At 67.0% G+C, this 21,670-nt stretch carries 19 protein-coding genes and 1 riboswitch; of the genes, 9 read left to right on the forward strand and 10 right to left on the reverse strand.

The features are described 5' to 3' along the window. Nucleotides 1-7 precede the first annotated feature (7 nt). The 4 genes from VAPA_RS23920 to VAPA_RS23935 all read right to left on the reverse strand — a co-directional run bounded on the left by VAPA_RS23920 (nt 8) and on the right by VAPA_RS23935 (nt 5,559). Nucleotides 8-796 (reverse strand): enoyl-CoA hydratase/isomerase family protein, encoded by a 789-nt coding sequence (locus VAPA_RS23920; RefSeq protein WP_021012590.1) that lies wholly within the window; start codon nt 794-796, stop codon nt 8-10. Between the two features lie 132 nt (nt 797-928). Continuing rightward, nucleotides 929-2,560 carry a carboxyl transferase domain-containing protein gene (locus tag VAPA_RS23925; protein ID WP_021012591.1) on the reverse strand — a complete coding sequence of 544 codons (1,632 nt, stop codon included), beginning with the start codon at nt 2,558-2,560 and terminating at the stop codon, nt 929-931. Beyond that, nucleotides 2,557-4,227 carry an AMP-binding protein gene (locus VAPA_RS23930; RefSeq protein WP_021012592.1) on the reverse strand — a complete coding sequence of 557 codons (1,671 nt, stop codon included), beginning with the start codon at nt 4,225-4,227 and terminating at the stop codon, nt 2,557-2,559. Before VAPA_RS23930 ends, VAPA_RS23925 begins: the two co-directional genes overlap by 4 nt. A gap of 159 nt (nt 4,228-4,386) precedes the next feature. Further along, a complete protein-coding gene (locus tag VAPA_RS23935) occupies nt 4,387-5,559 on the reverse strand; it encodes an isovaleryl-CoA dehydrogenase (RefSeq protein ID WP_021012593.1) in 1,173 nt (390 codons plus the stop codon). A 139-nt stretch (nt 5,560-5,698) separates the two neighbouring features. Between VAPA_RS23935 and VAPA_RS23940 the strand changes: the two genes are divergently transcribed. Continuing rightward, nucleotides 5,699-6,727 (forward strand): AraC family transcriptional regulator, encoded by a 1,029-nt coding sequence (locus tag VAPA_RS23940; protein ID WP_021012594.1) that lies wholly within the window; start codon nt 5,699-5,701, stop codon nt 6,725-6,727. Nucleotides 6,728-6,758: 31 nt separating this feature from the next. On the opposite strand, the gene VAPA_RS23945 is transcribed toward VAPA_RS23940, so the two are convergent. The 6 genes from VAPA_RS23945 to VAPA_RS23970 all read right to left on the reverse strand — a co-directional run bounded on the left by VAPA_RS23945 (nt 6,759) and on the right by VAPA_RS23970 (nt 12,134). Beyond that, nucleotides 6,759-7,085, reverse strand: coding sequence for a thioredoxin family protein (locus tag VAPA_RS23945; protein ID WP_021012595.1), 327 nt, complete (start codon nt 7,083-7,085; stop codon nt 6,759-6,761). Nucleotides 7,086-7,182: 97 nt separating this feature from the next. Continuing rightward, the gene (locus tag VAPA_RS23950; RefSeq protein ID WP_021012596.1) at nt 7,183-7,875 is read right to left on the reverse strand and encodes an HAD family hydrolase; all 693 of its coding nucleotides are present in this window, start codon (nt 7,873-7,875) and stop codon (nt 7,183-7,185) included. A gap of 99 nt (nt 7,876-7,974) precedes the next feature. Further along, the gene (locus VAPA_RS23955) at nt 7,975-8,745 is read right to left on the reverse strand and encodes an SDR family oxidoreductase (protein WP_021012597.1); all 771 of its coding nucleotides are present in this window, start codon (nt 8,743-8,745) and stop codon (nt 7,975-7,977) included. 81 nt (nt 8,746-8,826) lie between these two features. Beyond that, the gene (locus VAPA_RS23960) at nt 8,827-9,738 is read right to left on the reverse strand and encodes a pseudouridine synthase (RefSeq protein ID WP_021012598.1); all 912 of its coding nucleotides are present in this window, start codon (nt 9,736-9,738) and stop codon (nt 8,827-8,829) included. Beyond that, nucleotides 9,735-11,045 carry a leucine-rich repeat-containing protein kinase family protein gene (locus VAPA_RS23965; RefSeq protein WP_021012599.1) on the reverse strand — a complete coding sequence of 437 codons (1,311 nt, stop codon included), beginning with the start codon at nt 11,043-11,045 and terminating at the stop codon, nt 9,735-9,737. Before VAPA_RS23965 ends, VAPA_RS23960 begins: the two co-directional genes overlap by 4 nt. 9 nt (nt 11,046-11,054) lie before the next feature. Continuing rightward, on the reverse strand, nt 11,055-12,134 hold the full coding sequence (locus VAPA_RS23970; protein ID WP_021012600.1) for an MBL fold metallo-hydrolase: 1,080 nt from the start codon (nt 12,132-12,134) through the stop codon (nt 11,055-11,057). A 121-nt stretch (nt 12,135-12,255) separates the two neighbouring features. On the opposite strand from VAPA_RS23970, the gene VAPA_RS23975 reads away from it, so the two are divergent. From VAPA_RS23975 to thiC, 8 genes are all read left to right on the forward strand, one after another. Continuing rightward, the gene (locus VAPA_RS23975) at nt 12,256-12,654 is read left to right on the forward strand and encodes a MerR family transcriptional regulator (protein ID WP_021012601.1); all 399 of its coding nucleotides are present in this window, start codon (nt 12,256-12,258) and stop codon (nt 12,652-12,654) included. Between the two features lie 39 nt (nt 12,655-12,693). After that, on the forward strand, nt 12,694-13,458 hold the full coding sequence (gene can / locus VAPA_RS23980; protein WP_021012602.1) for a carbonate dehydratase: 765 nt from the start codon (nt 12,694-12,696) through the stop codon (nt 13,456-13,458). A 4-nt stretch (nt 13,459-13,462) separates the two neighbouring features. Further along, nucleotides 13,463-15,283 (forward strand): bifunctional isocitrate dehydrogenase kinase/phosphatase, encoded by a 1,821-nt coding sequence (aceK, locus tag VAPA_RS23985; RefSeq protein ID WP_021012603.1) that lies wholly within the window; start codon nt 13,463-13,465, stop codon nt 15,281-15,283. 54 nt (nt 15,284-15,337) lie between these two features. Then, nucleotides 15,338-16,522, forward strand: coding sequence for an acetyl-CoA C-acyltransferase (locus VAPA_RS23990; protein ID WP_021012604.1), 1,185 nt, complete (start codon nt 15,338-15,340; stop codon nt 16,520-16,522). Between the two features lie 84 nt (nt 16,523-16,606). Beyond that, nucleotides 16,607-17,857 carry a glutamate carboxypeptidase gene (locus VAPA_RS23995; RefSeq protein ID WP_021012605.1) on the forward strand — a complete coding sequence of 417 codons (1,251 nt, stop codon included), beginning with the start codon at nt 16,607-16,609 and terminating at the stop codon, nt 17,855-17,857. Between the two features lie 38 nt (nt 17,858-17,895). Beyond that, entirely contained in the window at nt 17,896-19,026 is a 1,131-nt protein-coding gene (locus tag VAPA_RS24000) for an acyl-CoA dehydrogenase family protein (protein ID WP_021012606.1), read from the forward strand. Nucleotides 19,027-19,112: 86 nt separating this feature from the next. Next, nucleotides 19,113-19,541 carry a YchJ family protein gene (locus VAPA_RS24005; RefSeq protein ID WP_021012607.1) on the forward strand — a complete coding sequence of 143 codons (429 nt, stop codon included), beginning with the start codon at nt 19,113-19,115 and terminating at the stop codon, nt 19,539-19,541. A gap of 26 nt (nt 19,542-19,567) precedes the next feature. Beyond that, nucleotides 19,568-19,672: riboswitch (TPP riboswitch) on the forward strand. A gap of 87 nt (nt 19,673-19,759) precedes the next feature. Further along, entirely contained in the window at nt 19,760-21,646 is a 1,887-nt protein-coding gene (thiC, locus tag VAPA_RS24010; RefSeq protein ID WP_021012608.1) for a phosphomethylpyrimidine synthase ThiC, read from the forward strand. Nucleotides 21,647-21,670 lie beyond the last annotated feature (24 nt).

The raw sequence follows: 21,670 nt of genomic DNA on the forward strand, positions 1-21,670 counted from the left end.
CGTGCGCTCAGCGGCCCAGCCAGGACGGCTTGCGCTTCTGCAGGAAGGCCTGCACGCCTTCGCGGCCTTCGTCGCTGGCGCGAATGTCGGCAATGCCTTCGACGGTCTTGGCGATCAGCGCGTCGTCGATCTCGCGGCCATCCACGTCGGCGATCAGTTGCTTGCAGGCACGCACCGCGGCGGGACTGGCAGCGGTGAGCGCCTTCACGAGTTCGTCGACCTTGGCATCGAGCGCATCGGCCGCGACGACCTCATGCACGAAGCCGATGCGGTGCGCCTCGGCGGCCGTGAAGCGTTCGGCCGTGAGAAAGTAGCGCTGCGATGCGCGCGTGCCCATGGCGCGCAGCACATACGGGCTGATGGTCGCGGGCACGAGGCCGATCTTGACTTCGCTCAGGCAGTACCACGCGGTGTCCACGCTCACCGCCATGTCGCAGGCCGCGACCAGGCCCATGCCGCCCGCATACACATCGCCCTGCACGCGCGCGATGGTGGGCTTGAGGCATTCGGCAATGGTGCGCAGCATGGCGGCCAGCTTGCCCGCGTCGGCGATGTTCTCGCCGCGCGTGTAGTCGGCCATGCGGCGCATCCAGTTGAGATTCGCGCCCGCGCAGAAGGCGGGGCCGTTGGCGCCGAGCACGATGGCCTTGATGTGCGGCGCAGCGCCGGCTTCGGCAAAGGCCTGCGTCAGCTCGGCGATGACCACATCGTCGAAGGCATTGCGCGCATCGGGCTGGTCGAGCCAGATGCGTGCGATGGTGTCCTGGATTTCGAGTTTCAGTTTGGTGAAGGTCATGTCAGTCATCCGTGACGCGGTGCGCGTTTGTTCGGGGCGTGTGCACAGGCCACCGGGTACTCCGTCGGCGGGAGCACGCCCTGGAATGCGATGCCCGTCTCGACTCGATGCGCAAGAAAACTTCGCCATTTGCTACATCCGGAAGATGCCGAACTTCGGCTCGGGAATCGGCGCGTTGCGCGAAGCGGCCAAACCGAGCGCCAGCACCCGCCGCGTATCCGCCGGATCGATGATGCCGTCGTCCCACAGCCGCGCCGTCGCGTAGTACGGGTGGCCCTGGTCTTCGTACTGCTGGCGGATCGGTGCCTTGAAGGCTTCTTCCTCTTCCTTGCTCCAGCTGCCGCCCTTGAGTTCGATGCCGTCGCGCTTCACCGTGGCCAGCACGCTCGCGGCCTGCTCGCCGCCCATCACGCTGATGCGCGCGTTGGGCCACATCCAGAGAAAGCGCGGGCTGTAAGCGCGGCCGCACATGCCGTAGTTGCCGGCGCCGAAGCTGCCGCCGATGATGATGGTGAACTTGGGCACGTTGGCCGTGGCCACGGCCGTCACCATCTTGGCGCCGTGGCGCGCGATGCCCTCGTTCTCGTACTTGCGCCCCACCATGAAGCCGGTGATGTTCTGCAGGAACACCAGCGGGATCTTGCGATGGCAGCACAGCTCGATGAAGTGCGCGCCCTTCTGCGCCGATTCGCTGAACAGGATGCCGTTGTTGGCGATGATGCCCACCGGCATGCCCTCGATCTCGGCGAAGCCGCAGACCAGCGTGGCGCCGAAGCGGGCCTTGAACTCGTGGAACTCGCTGCCATCGACGATGCGGGCGATGATCTCGCGCACGTCGAAGGGCTTGCGCGTGTCGGTCGGGATCACGCCGTAGAGCTCTTCTCGCGGGAACTCGGGTGGGCGCACCGCCGCAGCGGCCTCGGCCGCCGGCTGCGCCGCGGCCTTCGCATTGAGGTTGGCCACGGCCGAACGTGCGAGCGCCAGCGCATGCAGGTCGTTCTGCGCCAGATGGTCCACCACGCCCGAGAGCCGTGTGTGCACGTCGCCGCCGCCCAGGTCCTCGGCCGTCACGACCTCGCCGGTGGCTGCCTTCACGAGCGGCGGGCCGCCCAGGAAGATGGTGCCCTGGTTCTTCACGATGATCGACTCGTCGCTCATCGCCGGCACATAGGCACCGCCCGCCGTGCACGAGCCCATGACCACTGCGATCTGCGCAATGCCCTGGGCGCTCATGTTGGCCTGGTTGTAGAAGATGCGGCCGAAGTGGTCGCGGTCGGGGAACACCTCGTCCTGGTTTGGCAGGTTGGCGCCGCCCGAGTCGACGAGGTAGATGCAGGGCAGGCGGTTCTGCTCGGCGATCTCCTGCGCGCGCAGGTGCTTCTTGACCGTCATCGGGTAGTAGGTGCCGCCCTTCACCGTCGCGTCGTTGCAGACGATCATGCAGTCGACGCCGTTCACGCGGCCGATGCCCGCAATGAGGCCCGCACCGGGCGCGGACTCCGCACCCTTGGCATCGAGGTACATCGCATGCGCGGCCAGCGGCGCGATCTCGAGGAACGGCGTGCCGGGGTCGAGCAGCTCGGCCACGCGGTCGCGCGGCAGCAGCTTGCCGCGCGCCGTGTGCTTGGCGCGTGCGGCCTCGCCCCCGCCCTGCTCCACTTTGGCGAACTGCTTGTGCAGGTCGTCGACCAGCGCACGCATCGCGGCGGCATTGGCCTGGAAGTCGGCCGAGCGGGCGTTGAGTTTGGTTTCGAGTTTGCTCATGCGGTCTTTTCTTGTGTCAAGCCGAGTTGCTCGGCCATCGCATCACGGATCTTGAATTTCTGGATCTTGCCGGTCACGGTCATCGGAAACTCGGCGACGAAGCGGATGTATTTCGGCACCTTGTAGTGCGCAATCTGCCCTTTGCAGAAATCGCGGATCTCGTCTTCGGTCGCGGCCTGGCCGGGCTTGACGATGATCCAGGCGCAGAGCTCCTCGCCGTACCTCCTGTCGGGCAGGCCGACCACCTGCACGTCCTGCACCTTCGGGTGGCGGTAGAGGAATTCCTCGATCTCGCGCGGGTAGATGTTCTCGCCGCCGCGGATCACGAGGTCCTTGATGCGGCCGACGATGTTGACGTAGCCCTCGGCGTCCATGGTCGCAAGGTCGCCGGTGTGCATCCAGTGCTCGGCGTCGATCGCCTCGCGCGTCCGGGGCTCGTCTTCCCAGTAGCCGTGCATCACCGAGTAGCCGCGCGTGCAGAGCTCGCCCGACTGGCCGGGCGGCATGACCGCACCGGTCTCCGGGTCGATGATCTTCACTTCGATGTGCGGCTGCACGGTGCCTACCGTGGAGACGCGCTTGTCCAGCGGCGTGTCGGTGCTGCTCTGGCAGCTCACCGGGCTGGTCTCGGTCATGCCGTAGGCGATGGTGATCTCGCCCAGGTGCATCTCGTTCACCACGCGCTTCATCACCTCGATGGGGCACGGCGAGCCGGCCATGATGCCGGTGCGCAGCGTGGAAAGATCGAACTCCTTGAAGCGCGGATGGTCGAGCTCTGCGATGAACATCGTGGGCACGCCATGCAGGCCGGTGCATTTCTCGGCCTGCACGGTCTCGAGCACGGTGAGCGGATCGAAGCCGTCGTTCGGATACACGATGGCCGAGCCATGCGTGAGGCAGGCGAGGTTGCCGAGCACCATGCCGAAGCAGTGGTAAAGCGGCACCGGGATGCAGAGCCGGTCGGCGGGCGTGAGCTTCATGCATTCGCCGATGAAGAAGCCGTTGTTGAGGATGTTGCGGTGCGTGAGCGTCGCGCCCTTGGGAAAGCCCGTGGTGCCGCTCGTGAACTGGATGTTGATCGGGTCGGTGGCCTTGAGCGTCTTCTGCACCTGCGCCACGCGCGGGTCGCTTGCATCGCCGCTCGCGAGCAGCTGGCTGAAGCGCCGCATGCCCGGCTCTTCCACATCGGCTGCGGCCTTGCCATCGATCCAGAAGGTGTGCCGCAACAGCGGCAGGCGCTTCGGCCCGAGTTCGCGCAGCATGCCGAGGTAGTCGCTGGTCTTGAACTGCGCCATCGTCACCAGCGCCTTGCAGCCGACCTTGTTGAGCGCGTATTCGAGCTCGGAGGTGCGGTAAGCCGGGTTGATGTTGACGAGGATCAGGCCGGCCTTGGCGGTCGCGATCTGCATCAGCACCCAGGGCGCGTTGTTGTGCGACCAGATGCCCACGCGGTCGCCGGGTGCGAGCCCCAGCTTCAGCAATGCGCTGGCGAGCTTGCCGGACTCGGCCTGCAGTTCGCGGTAGGTGAAGCGCTTGCCTTCGTGGCGGCTGACGAGCGCCTCGCGGTCGGGCTGCTTCGCGGCCATGTCGTCGAAGAAGTCGCCGATGGTTTGCTCGATGAGGGGGACGTCGGTGGCACCTTGGGCCAGGCTCTGCGTCAGTGGCATCGTCTTGTCTCCTTGTCTTGCTCCCTCTCCCTTTGGGAGAGGGTTGGGGTGAGGGCGCTCGGCCCTGGATGAAGCGCCGCGCTCGGCTCGATCGCCGTTTCCCTCACCCCAGCCCTCTCCCGGAGGGAGAGGGAGGAAGAGGGGACGGCGCGCTTCATCCTATGCAGTTTCCGAAAACAGCTCGCGCCCGATCAGCATGCGGCGGATCTCGCTCGTGCCCGCACCGATCTCGTACAGCTTGGCATCGCGCCACAGCCGCTCGACCGGAAAGTCCTTCGTGTACCCCACGCCGCCCAGCGCCTGGATCGCCTCGCCGGCCATCCACGTCGCCTTCTCGGCCGAGTAGAGAATGGCGCCGGCCGCATCCTTGCGGAAAGTGCGCGCGTGGTCGTTGCGGTCGCAGGCCTTGCCCACGGCATACACGTAGGCGCGCGTGGCCTGCCACGTCGAGTACATGTCCGCCAGCTTGCCCTGCATCAGCTGGAACTCGCCGATGCTCTGGCCGAACTGCTTGCGCTCGTGGATGAAGGGCAGCACCGCGTCCATGCACGCGGCCATGATGCCCAGCGGGCCGCCCGAGAGCACCGCGCGTTCGTAGTCGAGGCCGCTCATCAGCACCTTCGCGCCCTGCCCTTCGCCGCCGAGCACGTTCTCTTCGGGCACTTCGCAGTTGTCGAAAAAAAGCGGGTAGGTGTTGGAGCCGCGCATGCCGAGCTTGTCGAGCTTGGTGCCGGCCGAAAAGCCCCTGAAGCCCTTCTCGACAATGAAGGCCGTCATGCCGCGCGCGCCCATCTCGGGTTCGGTCTTGGCGTAGATCACCAGCGTGTCGGCGTCGCCGCCGTTGGTGATCCACATCTTGCCGCCGTTGAGCACGTAGTAGCCGTTCTTCTTCTCGGCCTTGAGCTTCATGCTCACCACGTCGGAGCCGGCGTTGGGCTCGCTCATGGCCAGCGCGCCCACGTGCTCGCCGCTCACGAGCCTGGGCAGGTATTTCTTCTTCTGCGCGTCGCTGCCGTTGCGGTGGATCTGATTCACGCACAGGTTGGAGTGCGCGCCGTAGGAGAGCCCCACCGAGGCCGAGGCGCGCGACACCTCTTCCATCGCCACGATGTGGGCGAGGTAGCCCAGCTCGGTGCCGCCGAACTCTTCCTTCACCGTCATGCCGTGCAGGCCGAGCTCGCCGAGCTTCTGCCACAGGTCGTGCGGGAACAGGTTGTCGCGGTCGATGTCTGCAGCGCGCGGGGCGATTTCGTTCGCGGCGAAGTCCTGGATCGCGCTGCGCAGCGAGTCGATGGTGTCGCCCAGGTCGAAGTTCAGGCCGGGATCGTGCATGTGTCTTGTCTCCTCTGAGGGGTCGGCGCGCAGGTTGTCCCACGCGTATTGGCGCTTGGAAGAATGCAGCTTACGCCTCGCCGCGCCGCAATTGGCGCCACAATGGTTGCAAATTGCGCCACGCCAGATCCAACCGACCATGTCGTCCCCGTCCTTCCTCCGACCCGCCCGCGCCGTCACGCCAATGGCCTTTGTGAGAGCCATCGTGCAGGGCTACGAGCGCTACGGCATCGATCCCTCGGGGGCGCTGCAAGCGGCACAGATCACGCCGCGCGAGCTGGCCCGGCCCGGCGCGCGGGTGACGGCCGCGCAGTTCGAGGCGCTGTCGGACCACGCGATGCAGGAGCTCGACGACGAGGCGCTCGGCTGGTTCTCGCGGCGCCTGCCCTGGGGCAGCTACGGCATGCTGTGCCGCGCCTCGCTGAGCTCGCCCGACCTGGGCGTGGCCATCAAGCGCTGGTGCCGCCATCACCGCCTGCTGACCGAGGACATCACGCTGGCGCTGGAGGTGTCGGGCGGCGTGGCCACGCTGCGCATCGCCGAGCACCGCCCGCTGGACGAGGCGTTCCGCGAGTTCTGCCTGGTGACCAGCCTGCGCTTCCTGCACGGGTATGTCTGCTGGGCCATCGACTCGCGCATTTCGCTGCGCGACGCGACCTTTCCCTTTGCAGCGCCGCCGCACGGCGACGCCTATCCGCTGATGTTCACGCCCGACGTGCGCTTCGATGCCTCCGGGGCCAGCATCAGCTTCGACGAGCGCTACCTCGCCCTGCCGCTGCAGCGCGACGAGCGTGCGCTGCGCACCATGCTCAAGCGGGCACTGCCGCTCACGGTGCTGCAGTACCGGCGCGACCGCCTGCTGGGGCAGCGCGTGCGCGAGCTGCTGCGCTCGCGCGCCGCCGAGGCCACCACGGCGGAGGCGCTGGCCACGCTGCTCAATGTATCGAGCCGCACGCTGCACCGGCAGCTGCATGAAGAGGGCACGTCACTGCAGACGCTGAAGAACGAAGTGCGCCACGAGATGGCGGTGGAGCAGTTGCGCCGCACCAACCGGCCCATCAAGCAGGTGGCGCTGGCGGTGGGCTTTCGCAACGAGAAGAGCTTTTCGCGTGCGTTCCTGCAATGGACGGGGCATGCGCCGCGCGACTTCCGGCAGCAGGGGCTGTAGCAGCGAATCGGCTGATGGATCCGGCGCGCCGTCAGCCCGGCTGCGCGATCAGGGCCAGCGCATCGGCGATGGACTGGCTGTCTTCCGGACGCACGAGCTTCGCGACCTGCGTGCCGTCGCGCATGAACACCAGCGTGGGCCACAGCCGCACGTTGAACGAGCGGCCCAGCGGTCGTCCGCTGCCGTCCTCGACCTTGATGCGCGGGATGTCCGGGTACTTGGCAAAGGCCTCGGCGATGTTCGGCTGCGCGGCCTTGCAGATGCCGCACCAGTTGGTGCCGAACTCGACCACGGCCGGGCCCTTCAGGGCATCGATCTCGGCGCGGTCGGGCTGCTCGGTCTTGTATTCGGAAGTCATGGGATCGGGCTCCTTGTGGACTTGCTTGCCGGATGCCATTCCAGCAGAAACCCTGCAGGCTTGCTCCCGGCAGGGGCTTGGTCTTCAGGCCCTCTCTTCAGGCCGGCTGCAGGCCGTGCGAAGCGAGCAGCGCGGGCAGTTCCCTCATGTCGCTGAACACCTGCAGTGCGCCGACGCTGCGCAGCGCCTCGGGCCCGCTGTGGCCCGATTCACCGGTGCTGTAGCCGAACACCATGGCCCCCGCGGCCACGCCGGCCATCGCGCCGGTGACGGTGTCCTCGACCACCGCGCAGCGCTTTGGATCGACACCCAGCGCCTCGGCGGCGGCAAGGTACACATCGGGGTGCGGCTTGGAGCGCGGCATCTCGTGGCCGCTGAAGATGCGGCCTTCGAAGCAATCGAGCAGGTCGACCTTCGCCAGTTGCAGTTCGACCTTGTGGCGATCGGCGCCCGAGGCGCACGCGATGCGGCCCCTGAGCCGCGCATGAATTTCGCGGATGGCCGCGGGGGCGTGCGGAATGGCCGCGAGGTCGCGCTCGAGGGCTTCGTTGCGGCGGGCCCTGAATGCCTTGAGCCACTCCTCGGTGATCCTGACGCCGGTCTTGGATTCGATGAGCGCGGCTTCGTCCTTCACCGCCTTGCCGGTGAAGGTGTTCATCGACTCTTCGGTGGTGAGATGCCAGCCGAGTTCGCCGAGCATTTCGGCGAGGACGCGGTTGGTGATGGGTTCGGAGTCGACGAGGACGCCGTCGCAGTCGAAGAGGACTGCGGCGAAGGGGAATGGAGGCATTTATGGGGGGTGCTGTATCTGGGGGTTGGGGGATGGTAGCAATTGGGGGCTTTTTAGTTCCGGGGCCGGGGCGAGACCCGGCCCCGGAACTCAAGAAACTCAGCGCGCGTGTGTCACCCCCCCATCCACCACCAACGTAGACCCCATCACATAGTCCCCCGCCCGAGAGGCGAGATAGATCGCCGCCCCCGCCATGTCCTCGGGCACCCCGATGCGCCCCGCAGGGATCCGCTCCTTCACCTCGTCGCCATGATCGCGCGCGAGCTTGTTCATGTCCGAAGCAAACGCCCCCGGCGCAATCGCGCTCACCACGATCCGGTCTTGCGCGAGCCGCAGCGCCATGCGCCGCGTGAGCTGGATCAGGCCGGCCTTGCTCGCCGCGTAGGAATACGTCTCCTGCGGATTCACCGAGATGCCGTCGATGGAAGCAATGTTGATCACCTTCGCCAGATGATCGGTCGCGGCCTTCTTGAGCATCGGCGTCAGCGCCTTGGTCAGGAAGAAAGGCGTCTTGAGGTTCAGGTCCACCACCTTGTCCCAGCCGCTCTCGGGAAACTCGTCGTACGGCGCGCCCCAGGCCGCGCCGGCGTTGTTGACCAGGATGTCGAGCGCGTCTTCATGCTTCGCATAGGCATCGACCAGCGCCTGCGCGCCTTCCAGCGTGGACACGTCGGCCGGCAGAGACACGCAATGGCCGAAGGCCGAAAGCTCCTTGGCGGCCTGGTCGCAGGCTGCGGCCTTGCGGGCCGAGATGTACACGCGCGCGCCCTGGGCCAGGAAGCCCTCGGCGATCATGCGGCCGATGCCGCGCGAGCCGCCGGTGATCAGGGCGCTGCGGCCCTTCAGCGAGAAGAGTTGGGTGGTGTCCATGGTGCGGGTGTCTCCTGAATGAAATGATGCTGGGGGATTTCTCCAGGAAACGAGCTTAGTGCGCGGCGTGCCCGCGAGGCGTCACCTTGGCGGCAGCGCCAGGCTCCGGGGGCTCGTGAAGCTGCGCAGCTCGCCGCTCACCGGGTCCTGGAACGCCACCGACTTGGCCAGCAGCTGCAGGGGCTTGTCGAAGTCGTCGCTGTCGGGCGGCAGCAGCACGGGGTAGAACGGATCGTTCACGATCGGCATGCCCAGCGCCATGCAGTGCACCCGCAGCTGGTGCTTGCGGCCGGTGACCGGCGAGAGCCTGAGCAAGGCGTGGCCGCCCGCCATCTGTTCCACGGCGATGCGCGTTTCGGAGTTGGGCTCGCCGGCCTCTTCCTTCACGCGCATGAAGTGGTCGTCGTCGACCAGCCGGCTGCGGTAGGTGCCGGGCACCGACGACACGCCCGGCCGCCATGGCACCACGGCCTCGTAGTGCTTGGCGATGCGGCGCTCCGGGAACATGGCCTGGTAGGCGCCGCGCGTTTCGGGGCGCACCGAGAACAGCACCAGCCCCGCCGTGCTGCGGTCGATGCGGTGCAGCGGCACCAGGTCGTCGAGCTTCAGCTTGCGCTTGAGCCGCACCAGCAGGCTTTCCTGCAGGTACTTGCCGGTGGGGGTCACGGGCAGGAACGGGGGCTTGTCCGCCACCACCAGCTGGTCGTCCTGGAACAGCACCTGCTCGTCGAAGGGAATGTGCACCTCGGCATCGAGCGTGCGGTAGTAGTACACGCGCAATGGCGCCTGGTAGCGGCGCTGCGCGGTCACGGGCACGCCGTGCTCGTCGACCACGTCGCTGGCTTCCATGCGGGCCATCCATGCCTCGCGCGTGATCGCGGGAAAGCGTTCGACCAGGAACTCGGCGATGGTGGGCCAGGGGCCTTGCGGAAGGCCGACGCAACTCGGGCCGACGCCGTCGCGCGTGGGCAGGGGCAGCCGTTGGCTCGTCATTGCGAGAGCTCGCCCTGGAGCAGCGCCAAGGCTTCGGCGAACGAGGGCCGCGCGGACACGTCGGCCTGCATGCAGCGGTCTTTCAATGCGGCCATGGCTTGCGGCGGCGCATCGCCGCAACGCTCGAGCAGCTCTTCCAGCAGGCAGCCGAAGGCGCGCATCTCCAGCCGCTGCAGCGCCCGGGCCTGCACCGGGCCGAGCGCGCCGGTCATCCAGGCCGCGCCGAAGTCGCCGAGCAAACCGCCGCCTTGTGCGTTCCAGAGGATGTTGTGTGCGTAGAGGTCGCCGTGGAGGATGCCGCGCGCATGCAGGTGCTGCATGGCGGCAGCGATGTCGCGGGCGATGCGCAATGCCACGGCGGAAGTCCACTGCGCATCGGCCGGATAGACGTCGCGCGTGCAGGACGCGAGGCTCGGCGGCCCGGCGAGCGTGCGGAAAGACGGATCCACCAGCGCCATGACCAGGCCCTGGGTGCCGTCCGGATGTCCGTCGATCCGGCTTTGCGCGGCAATCAATGTCGGATGCGCGCCGGCCGCGATGCTGGCGGCCATTTCACTGTGCGGCCAGCCGTCGCTGGTGACCGCGCCCTTGAACAGCTTGACGGCCACCGGCTGCGACGCGGGACCCAGCGCCGCCTGGTGAATGACCCCCGAAGCACCTTCGCCGAGCTTCTGCCCCAGCGCCAGGTCGCGCCAGTCGACATGCGGCACCGACTGCGCGGCGATGGCTGCTTCCTCGGCCTGCGTGTCGCAGGGGTTGCCAGCGCCCGCGAGCCACGACAGGCGCGGCAGCGAGAGCAGCCATGGGGGCAGCGCCTCGAAGCGGTTGGCTGAAATGCGCAGCAGTTCGAGCCGGCCGCAGGCCGCCAGCGATTCCGGCAGCGCCCGCAGTTGATTGCCGGCGAGCATGAGCTTCTGCATTGCGGTGCACTGGCCCAGCAACTCGGGCATTGTCTCGATCTGGTTGTCGGTCAGGATCAGCCAGCGCAGCGACCGCAGCTGCAACGCGGCGGCAGGCACGGTGCGGATGCGGTTGGCCTTGAACCCGACCATCTCCAGCGCCTGGCACTGGCCGACGGATTCGGGCAGTTGCGTGAAACGGTTGTCGGAGCAGAACAGCACGCGCAGGCGATGCAGCCGGCCCAGGTCGGCGGGCAGCGCGTCGAGCGCATTGCCGGAGAGGTTCAGGGTCTCGAGCGAATCGGCCAGGTCGAATATTTCGCGCGGGAACTCGGTGAGTCCGCACGAGAGGTCGAGCCTGGTGGCGCCTGCCAGCCGGCCCGCGCGCAGCTCAGCAAGCGTGTCCATCCACCGAGTCTAAAGTCCCTGGCCCGCTGCGCTGCCGGCGCCGAAACGGTAGATGCCGTCCGTGCCCAGCTCGCGCCTGACCTGGCCCGCGAACCACAGCAGGTGCAGGTGCGCCACGGTCTCGCCCATCGCGAAGGTCATCTGGTGCAGATCGAGTTCGCGCTTGAACAGGATGGGCAGGCCCTCGGCCGCGGTCAGCGGTCGCGCGGTGCAGGCTTCGAGCAGTTCGGCCAGGCGGTCGCGGTGGTGCTCCTGCAGCTGGTCGACGCGGCGGTGAATGCCCGTGAACGGCTTGCCGTGCGAAGGCAGGCCCAGCGTGTCGGCCGGCAGCGCCTTGAACTTGTCGATGCTGTCCAGGAAGAGCCGCAGCGAGTTGGCTTCGGGCTCGCCCGCGTGCACGCTCACGTTGGTCGAGATGCGCGGCAGCATCATGTCGCCGCCCAGCAGCAGCTTCAGCTCGTCGCAGTACAGCGCGATGTGCTCGGGCGCGTGGCCGTAGCCGCTGATGCAGCGCCAGGCGTGGCCGTCGATGGCCACGGTGTCGCCGTCCATCATGCGCGTGAAGCGGTCGGGCACGGAGGGCACCATGTTGGCGTAGTAGTTGGTGCGCGCGCGGATCTTGGCGACCGCCCCGGGGTCGGTCAGGCCGTGCGAGGCGAAGAAGCGCGCCGCCGCGTCGCCGCCCGCCAGCGTGTCGCCGGCGGTGCTCAGCACGCGGGCCACGTGGTAGTCGGTCGAGCTGATCCACAGCGGCGCGTTCCAGCGCGTGCACAGCCACTCGGCCAGGCCGATGTGGTCGGGGTGCATGTGGGTGACGATCACGCGCAGGATCGGCAGGCCCTGCAGCTGGGTTTCGAAGATCTGCTCCCACTGGGCACGGGCTTCGTCGTGCGCAATGCAGCAGTCGACCACCGTCCAGCCCTCGACGCCGTCGAGGCTGTCGCGCAGCAGCCAGAGGTTGATGTGGTCGAGCGCGAACGGCAGCCGCATGCGGATCCATCGCACGCCCGGCGCGACTTCCAGTGCTTCGCCGGCGGCGGGCAGGGTGTCGCCCAGGGGGTAGTGGAGTTCGCGTTCGAGGAGGTTCATGTAAGATTGACGTTTACGTAAACGTCATAGGTTGAGGGCATCATTGTAGGGAGAGCGGAGAAAACCTGCTGTCGCCCTTGCAACGCCCCCTTCAGACGGCTTTTCGACAACCCGCACCCACATGTCCGCGCAGACCTTCACCATCAGCCAGCTCGCGAAGGAGTTCGACCTCACGACGCGCGCCATCCGCTTCTATGAAGACATGGGGCTGCTGACGCCGGAGCGCGCCGGCATGCAGCGCGTCTACAGCGCGCGCGACCGGGCGCGGCTCACGCTCACGCTGCGGGCCAAGCGCCTGGGCCTGAGCCTGACCGAGGCCAAGGAAATCCTCGACATGTACGACAGCCCGCGCGACACCGTGGCGCAGCTGCAGAAGTTCCTTGGCGTGCTGGGCGCCCACCGTGCGCAGCTCGAGGCGCAGCTGGCCGAGCTGCAGGCCAACCTGGCGGAAGTGCGCGAGCACGAGAAAAAGGGCCGCGCGACCCTGGCCAAGGCACAGAAAGCGGCCAGGGCGGCCTGAGATTCCAGACCGAACCACGACTCATCGACAATCACTCCCATGTCCGACAACCTTGACGACCTGTTTGCCCACAACCGTGCCTGGTCCGCACAGATGGAACGCGACCGGCCTGGCTTCTTCACCAGCCTGGTGAAGCAGCAGACGCCGCGCTACATGTGGATCGGCTGCTCCGACAGCCGCGTGCCTGCCAACCAGATCACCGGCCTGGAGCCAGGTGAGGTGTTCGTGCACCGCAACGTTGCCAACATCGTGGTGCATTCCGATCTCAACGCGCTCTCGGCGATCCAGTTCGCGGTCGAGCACCTGAAGGTCGAGCACATCATGGTGGTGGGCCACTACGGCTGCGCCGGCGTGAAGGCGGCACTCAGCGGCAAGCGCATCGGCCTGGCCGACAACTGGATCCGCCACATCCAGGACGTGCGCGACCGCCACTCGGTGATGCTCGACACCCTGCCCGAGGACGTGCGCGTCGATGCGCTGTGCGAACTCAACGTGGCCGAGCAGGTGGTCAACGTGGCCGTCAGCACCGTGATGGTCGATGCCTGGGGCCGCGGCCAGAAGGTCAAGATCCACGGCTGGACCTTCGGCGTGCACGACGGCCTGCTGCAGGACCTGGGCCTGAATGTCGACGGCGCCAAGCCGCTCGACGCGGTCTACAAGGCCGCGGTGCAGCGCATCCGCTACAAGTGGAGCAAGCCCGCGGGAGCCTCGCCGTCGGCGCAGGCCGGGGCCGACGGGACCGAGGCCATCGAAGCGAGCCCGATCGGCCAGGTCGGCGAAAGCACTGGAACGAAAACCGGCTGAGCCCATGTTCCCGCAGCGTCTGGATTCACCGCTGGCCTACGACATCGCCAAGGCGATGATCGATGGATTCAATCGCCACTACAGCCTGTTCCGCGCCGAATCGGCGCGCGCCAAGCACCGCTTCGAAACGGCCGACTGGCATGGCCAGCAGCGCGCGCAGCGCGAGCGCATCGAGTTCTACGACCTGCGCGTGAACGAGGCCGTGGCCCGGCTCGAAAAGGAGTTCAAGGCCGGCGACCAGCCGATGGAGGTGTGGCACCAGGTCAAGCTGCACTTCATCGGCCTGCTGGTGGACCACCACCAGCCCGAGCTGGCCGAGAGCTTCTTCAATTCGGTGACCACGAAGATCCTGCACCGGGCGTACTTCCAGAACGATTTCATCTTCGTTCGCCCGGCCATCAGTACCGAGTACATCGAGCCGCGCGGCGCGCCCACGTACAGGCCCTACTACCCTTCGCACGAGACGCTGGCCGACACCATCGAGCAGATGCTGGGCGACTACGGCCTGCAGGGCAGCTTTGCCAACAAGCGGCGCGATGCCGAGCGCGTGGCTCACGCCATCATGGGGCGCTTCCACCAGGTGAAGCTGCGCGCCAATTTCCAGCTGCAGGTGCTTTCGGGGCTGTTCTACCGCAACAAGGGCGCCTACGTGGTCGGCAAGATCATGAACGGCTTCGTCGAGCTCCCGTTCTCCCTGCCGATCCTGCACGACAGCCAGGGCCGGTTCTACGTGGACGCGGCGCTCTTCGGCGAGGACGACCTGCAGATGCTGTTCAGCTTTGCGCGCGCCTACTTCATGGTCGACATGGAAGTGCCCTCGGCCTGCGTGCAGTTCCTGCGCTCGCTCATGCCGCGCAAGCCGCGGGCGGAAATCTACAACGCGCTGGGCCTGGCCAAGCAGGGCAAGACGCTGTTCTACCGCGACTTCCTCTCGCACCTGAACTACTCGAGCGACCGCTTCCGCATTGCGCCCGGCATCAAGGGCATGGTCATGCTGGTGTTCGACCTGCCCTCGTTCCCGTTCGTGTTCAAGGTCATCAAGGACTTCTATCCCCCGCAGAAGGACACCACGCGCGAGCAGATCAAGGGCAAGTACATGCTCGTGAAGCAGCACGACCGCGTGGGCCGCATGGCCGACACGCTGGAGTACAGCGACGTGGGTTTTCCGCTCGACCGCTTCGAGCCCGAGCTGATCGAGGAAATCCGGAAGTTCGCGCCCAGCCAGCTCGAGATCGGCGACCGCGACGGCAACGGGGAGATGGAGCTCGTGCTCAAGCACGTCTACATCGAGCGCCGCATGATCCCGCTCAACATCTTCCTGCAGGAGGCCTTCGACACGCTCGCCGATCCGGAAAGCCCGGCGCATGCCAAGCGCGCGAAGGAGCAGCTCGAGCACGCGGTGGTCGAATACGGCAATGCCATCAAGGACATGGTGGCAGCCAACATCTTTCCGGGCGACATGCTGTGGAAGAACTTCGGCGTCACGCGCGGCGGCAAGGTGGTCTTCTACGACTACGACGAGATCGAATACATCACCGACTGCCAGTTCCGCAAGGTGCCCGCTGCGCGCAACGAGGAAGACGAGATGAGCGGCGAGGTCTGGTATTCGGTGGGCCCGAAGGACGTTTTTCCCGAAACCTTCGGCCCTTTCCTGCTCGGCAACGACGCGGTGCGCGAAGCCTTCATGGCGCACCATGCCGACCTGCTCGACGCTGCCTTCTGGCAGCACCACAAGGAACGCATCCGGGCCGGCCAGATGCTCGATGTGTTCCCGTACGAAGAGTCGCAGCGCTTTCCGCATGAGGGCCATGCGACCCATTTCTGATTGAGCCCCGGTCCACGACGACCGCTTTCTTTCAACTTTCCGAAGGAGACCACCATGCCTGAATCCATCGTCATCGTCGGCGCCGCCCGCACCCCCATGGGGAGCTTCCAGGGCGACTTCTCTTCCCTCTCGGCGCACGACCTCGGCGGCGCCGCCATCAAGGCCGCCGTCGAGCGTGCCGGCATTGCGCCCGACAGCGTGGGCGAAGTGCTGTTCGGCAACTGCCTGATGGCCGGCCAGGGCCAGGCGCCGGCGCGCCAGGCGGCCTACAAGGGCGGCCTGCCCGACAGCGCGGGCGCGGTCACGCTCAGCAAGATGTGCGGCTCGGCCATGAAGGCCGCGATGCTCGCGCACGACCTGCTCTTGGCCGGCACGCACGAAGTGATGGTGGCGGGCGGCATGGAAAGCATGACCAATGCGCCCTACCTCATGCTCAAGGGCCGCGGCGGCTACCGCATGGGCCACGACCGCATCTTCGACCACATGATGCTCGACGGCCTGGAAGACGCCTACCAGCCGGGCCGCTCGATGGGCACCTTCGGCGAAGACTGCGCCGCCAAGTACAAGTTCACGCGCGAGCAGCAGGACGCCTTCGCCATTGCCAGCGTGCAGCGCGCCAAGGCTGCCACCGAATCCGGCGCGTTCAAGGACGAGATCACGCCCGTCACCGTGAAGGGCCGCGGCGGCGACACCGTCATTTCCATCGACGAAGGCCCGGGCAAGGTCAAGCTCGACAAGATCGCCACGCTCAAGCCCGCGTTCAAGAAGGAGAACGGCACCATCACCGCCGCCTCGAGCTCGTCGATCAACGACGGCGCCGCCGCGCTGGTGATGATGACCGAATCGCACGCGAAGAAGATCGGTGCCAAGCCCATTGCGCGCCTGGTCGGCCATGCCACGCATGCGCAGCAGCCCGAGTGGTTCTCCACCGCGCCGGTGGGCGCCGTGGCCAAGCTGTTCAAGAAGACCGGCTGGACGGTCAAGGACGTGGACCTGTGGGAGGTGAACGAGGCTTTCGCGGTGGTGCCGATGGCGCTGATGCACGAGCTCGACGTGTCGCACGAGATCGTCAACGTGAACGGCGGCGCCTGCGCGCTGGGCCACCCGATCGGCGCCAGCGGCGCGCGCATCATGGTCACGCTGATCCATGCGCTGAAGGCGCGCGGCAAGAAGCGCGGCGTGGCCACGCTGTGCATCGGCGGCGGCGAAGGCACGGCCGTGGCACTCGAGTTGCTTTAGCAAGAAACAACCGCCACAAGCGCCCCTTGCCGGGGCGCTTGTGGTTTTTTCTCTACGAATACTGCAGACGCCAGGAGATTCTTCATGCGCCCATTCAATCAACGCACCGTCCTCGCTGCCCTGTTGGCGACCGCCTTCCTGGCGCCCGCCGCCGGCTGGGCGCAAAAGCGCGACAACGTGCTGTTCCAGGCCGCCACCGATGCGCAGCCCGCAGTGCTCAAGACGCTGGAGCAACTGGTCAACATCGAAACCGGCACGGGCGATGCCGAAGGCATCGCGGCCGCTGGCAACTACCTTGAGGGCGAGCTCAAGAATCTCGGTTTCACCGTCACGCGCAGCAAGTCCGCCGGCCTCGTGGTGGGCGACAACATCGTCGGCAAGCTCAAGGGCCGGGGTGGCAAGAACCTGCTGCTGATGTCGCACATGGACACCGTGTACCTGAAGGGCACGCTCGCCAAGGCGCCGTTCCGCGTCGAAGGCACCAAGGCCTACGGCCCCGGCATCGCCGACGACAAGGGCGGCAACGCCGTCATCCTGCACACGCTGAAGCTGCTCAAGGACTATGGCGTGCGCGACTACGGCACCATCACCGTGCTGTTCAATACCGACGAGGAAAAGGGCTCCTTCGGCTCGCGCGACCTGATCCAGGAAGAAGCGAAACAGGCCGACTACGTGCTCTCTTTCGAACCCACGAGCGCGGGCGACGAAAAGCTTTCGCTCGGCACTTCGGGCATTGCCTACGTGCAGGTCAACATCACCGGCAAGGCCTCGCATGCGGGCGCCGCGCCCGACCTGGGCGTGAACGCGCTGGTCGAGGCGTCCGACCTCGTGCTGCGCACCATGAGCATCGACGACAAGGCCAGGCACCTGCGCTTCAACTGGACCATCGCCAAGGCCGGCAACGTGTCGAACATCATTCCGGCGAGCGCCACGCTGAACGCCGACGTGCGCTACGCGCAGAACGAGGACTTCGAGGCTGCCATGAAGACGCTGGAAGAAAGGGCGCAGCAGAAGAAGCTGCCCGAATCCGATGTCAAGGTGGTGGTCACGCGCGGCCGTCCGGCCTTCAATGCGGGCGAAGGCGGCAGGAAGCTGGTCGAAAAGGCCGTGGCCTACTACAAGGAAGCCGGCGGCACGCTGGGCGTGGAAGAGCGCACCGGCGGCGGCACCGACGCGGCCTACGCGGCGCTCTCGGGCAAGCCGGTGATCGAAAGCCTGGGCCTGCCGGGCTTTGGCTATCACAGCGACAAGGCCGAGTACGTCGACATCAGCGCCATTCCGAGGCGCCTCTACATGGCCGCGCGCCTGATCATGGACCTGGGCTCCGGCAAGTGAGCACGTAGGCACGCCAGAAAAAAGACAGGAGACACGCCATGCTGCTCAATGCCGACCAGGAAGCCATCCGCGACGCGGTGCGCGATTTTTCGCAAGCCGAACTCTGGCCCAACGCCCCCCAGTGGGACCGCGAGCACAGCTTCCCGAAGGAAGCGCACCAGGGCCTCGCGGCGCTCGGCGCCTACGGCATCTGCGTGCCAGAGGAACACGGCGGTGCGGGCCTCGACTACCTCACGCTCGCGCTGGTGCTGGAAGAAATCGCGGCCGGCGACGGCGGCACCAGCACCGCCATCAGCGTGACCAATTGCCCGGTCAACGCCATCCTCATGCGCTACGGCAATGCGCAGCAGAAGAAGCAGTGGCTCGAACCGCTGGCGCAAGGCCGGATGCTCGGCGCCTTCTGCCTCACCGAACCGCAGGCCGGCAGCGATGCATCGAGCCTGCGCACCACGGCACGCAAGGATGGCGATGGCTACCTGATCGACGGCGTGAAGCAGTTCATCACCAGCGGCAAGAACGGCCAGGTCGCGATCGTCATCGCGGTGACCGACAAGGGCGCCGGCAAGCGCGGCATGAGCGCCTTCATCGTGCCCACCGACGCGCCCGGCTACAGCGTGGCGCGGCTCGAGGACAAGCTGGGCCAGCACAGCAGCGACACCGCGCAGATCAATTTCGACGGCTGCCGCATCCCGGCGGAAAACCTCATCGGCGCCGAGGGCGAGGGCTACAAGATCGCCCTGGGTGCGCTCGAGGGCGGCCGCATCGGCATTGCGGCGCAGAGCGTGGGCATGGCGCGCAGCGCCTTCGACGTGGCGCTGGCCTATGCCAAGGAGCGCCAGGCCTTCGGCGGGGCGATCTTCGACCAGCAGGCCGTGGGCTTTCGACTGGCGGAGTGCGCCACGCAGCTGGAGGCCGCCCGCCAGCTGATCTGGCACGCCGCCAGCCTGCGCGATGCCGGCCGGCCCTGCCTCAAGGAAGCCGCCATGGCCAAGCTGTTCGCGAGCGAAATGGCCGAGCGCGTCTGCAGCGCCGCGATCCAGACGCTGGGCGGCTACGGCTATGTGAACGACTTTCCGCTCGAGCGCATCTACCGCGACGTGCGGGTGTGCCAGATCTACGAGGGCACGTCGGACATCCAGAAGCTGCTCATCCAGCGCGCGCTGGCCTGAACCGGGCGTCTTGCACGGCCGTCGGCCGGGCCCCGGGCTTGCCCCATCGGCGAAGGGCCCCGGAGGATGTTCCAATAGCGTTCTTCATGAGTGCCACCGATCCCACCACCGGACCTTGCCCCTGCGGCCGCACGGACCGCCGAGACAAGCCCATCGGCTATGCCCTGTGCTGCGGCCGCTACCTCGAAGATTTCGAGGGCACGCCCGCGCCCGACGCCGAATCGCTGATGCGTTCGCGCTATACCGCGTTCGTGCTGGAGCGTGGCCCCTACCTGCTCGCCACCTGGCACGCGTCGACGCGTCCGGCGTCGATCGAGTTCGAACCCGGCGTGAAATGGCTCGGGCTCGACATCCGCTCGCGTTCGGTGCTCGACGCCGACCATGCCGAGGTCGAATTCGTCGCCCGCCAGCGCAGCAGCACCAGCGCCGCCACGCGCCTGCACGAGCGCAGCCGCTTCGTGCGCGAGGGGGACCGCTGGTTCTACCTCGAGGGCGACCTGCAGACCCCCGGTTGACGCACCGGGCTTCGGCCCGCACAATGAACCCCGCTCCGGGGTGCACGCAAGTGGCGTGCTGAGATGGCAAAGTGCCGACCCGCGAACTTGATCCGGGTCATACCGGCGTAAGAAGAGCTGCACTCCCCGACTCCGGTCCCGCCACCCACCCACCGTGGCGGCCCAAAGTCCTCAGAGCGATTGCGGAGCACCCTTTCCCTCAACAAGGAGTGCCCCGCATGAATGCCCCAGACAAGTTCACCTCCCTGCTCTCGCTCACGCGCGAGCCCTTTCCCGCATCGCACAAGTGCCTGATCCCGGGCAGCCGGCCCGACCTCAACGTGCCGGTGCGCGACGTGCTGCTGACCAACGGCGAGACCGTGTCGCTCTACGACACCTCGGGCCCCTATACCGATGCCAAGGTCGAGATCGACGTGCGCCGCGGCCTGCCCGGCGTGCGCGGCGCCTGGATCGCCGAGCGCAACGACACGGAAAGCTACGAAGGCCGCTCGCACCAGGCGCTCGACGAGGGCCTCAAGCACGCCCACGACCACGATGCCCAGCGCCTGGCCGAACTGCGCGCCGGCGCCTCGGCCCTGCAGCGCACGCCGCGCCGCGCCAAGTCGGGCGCCAACGTCACGCAGATGCACTACGCGCGCCGCGGCATCGTCACGCCCGAGATGGAATACGTGGCACTGCGCGAGAACGGCAAGCGCGAGTGGATGGCCGAATACCTCGCCAACGAGGAGCGCGCAAAGCGCGTGGCCGGCAACCCCATGGGCGCCAGCATTCCGCGCATCATCACGCCCGAGTTCGTGCGCGAGGAAGTGGCGCGCGGCCGCGCCATCATTCCGGCCAACATCAACCACCCCGAAGTCGAGCCGATGGCCATCGGCCGCAACTTCAAGGTCAAGATCAACGCCAACATCGGCAACTCGGCCGTCACCTCCAGCATCGAGGAAGAAGTGGAAAAGCTCGTGTGGGCGATCCGCTGGGGCGCCGACAACGTGATGGATCTTTCCACCGGCAAGAACATCCACACCACGCGCGACTGGATCGTGCGCAACAGTCCCGTGCCCATCGGCACGGTGCCGATCTACCAGGCGCTGGAGAAGGTGGGCGGCGTGGCCGAGGACCTGACCTGGGAGATCTTCCGCGACACGCTGGTCGAGCAGGCCGAGCAGGGCATCGACTACTTCACCATCCACGCCGGCGTGCGCCTGCCGTTCATCCACCTGACGGCCGACCGCATGACGGGCATCGTCTCGCGCGGCGGCTCGATCATGGCCAAGTGGTGCATCGCGCACCACAAGGAGAGCTTCCTGTACGAGCGCTTCGAGGACATCTGCGACATCATGAAGGCCTACGACGTGAGCTTCTCGCTCGGCGACGGCCTGCGCCCGGGCTCGGGCGCCGATGCCAACGACGAAGCGCAGTTCGCCGAGCTGCGCACGTTGGGCGAGCTCACGCAGATCGCGTGGAAGCACGACGTGCAGACCATGATCGAAGGGCCGGGCCACGTGCCGATGCACATGATCCAGGCCAACATGGACGAGCAGCTCAAGCACTGCCACGAGGCGCCGTTCTACACGCTCGGCCCGCTGACGATCGACATCGCGCCGGGCTACGACCACATCTCGAGCGCCATCGGCGCCGCGATGATCGGCTGGGCCGGCACCGCGATGCTCTGCTACGTGACGCCCAAGGAGCACCTGGGCCTGCCCGATCGCGACGACGTCAAGCAGGGGATCATTGCCTACAAGATCGCCGCGCATGCGGCCGACGTGGCCAAGGGGCATCCGGGGGCACGCTCGCGCGACGACGCGCTCAGCAAGGCGCGCTTCGAGTTCCGCTGGCAGGACCAGTTCAACCTGGGCCTCGACCCCGACACGGCGCGCGAATTTCATGACGAGACGCTGCCCAAGGATTCGAGCAAGGTCGCGCACTTCTGCTCGATGTGCGGACCGAAGTTCTGCTCGATGAAGATCACGCAGGAAGTGCGCGAGTACGCGGCGAAGAAGGGCGTGGCCGAGTCGGAAGCCATGGCGGCCGGAATGGCCGAGAAATCGCAGGAGTTCGCGGCAGCCGGTGGAGAGATGTACATACCGATTCGGGCCGTGTCGTAGGGATTGCCTCCCCGGGGCCCAAGC

This window comes from Variovorax paradoxus B4, from assembly GCF_000463015.1.
In the GTDB taxonomy this organism is placed as follows: Bacteria; Pseudomonadota; Gammaproteobacteria; order Burkholderiales; family Burkholderiaceae_C; genus Variovorax; species Variovorax paradoxus_E.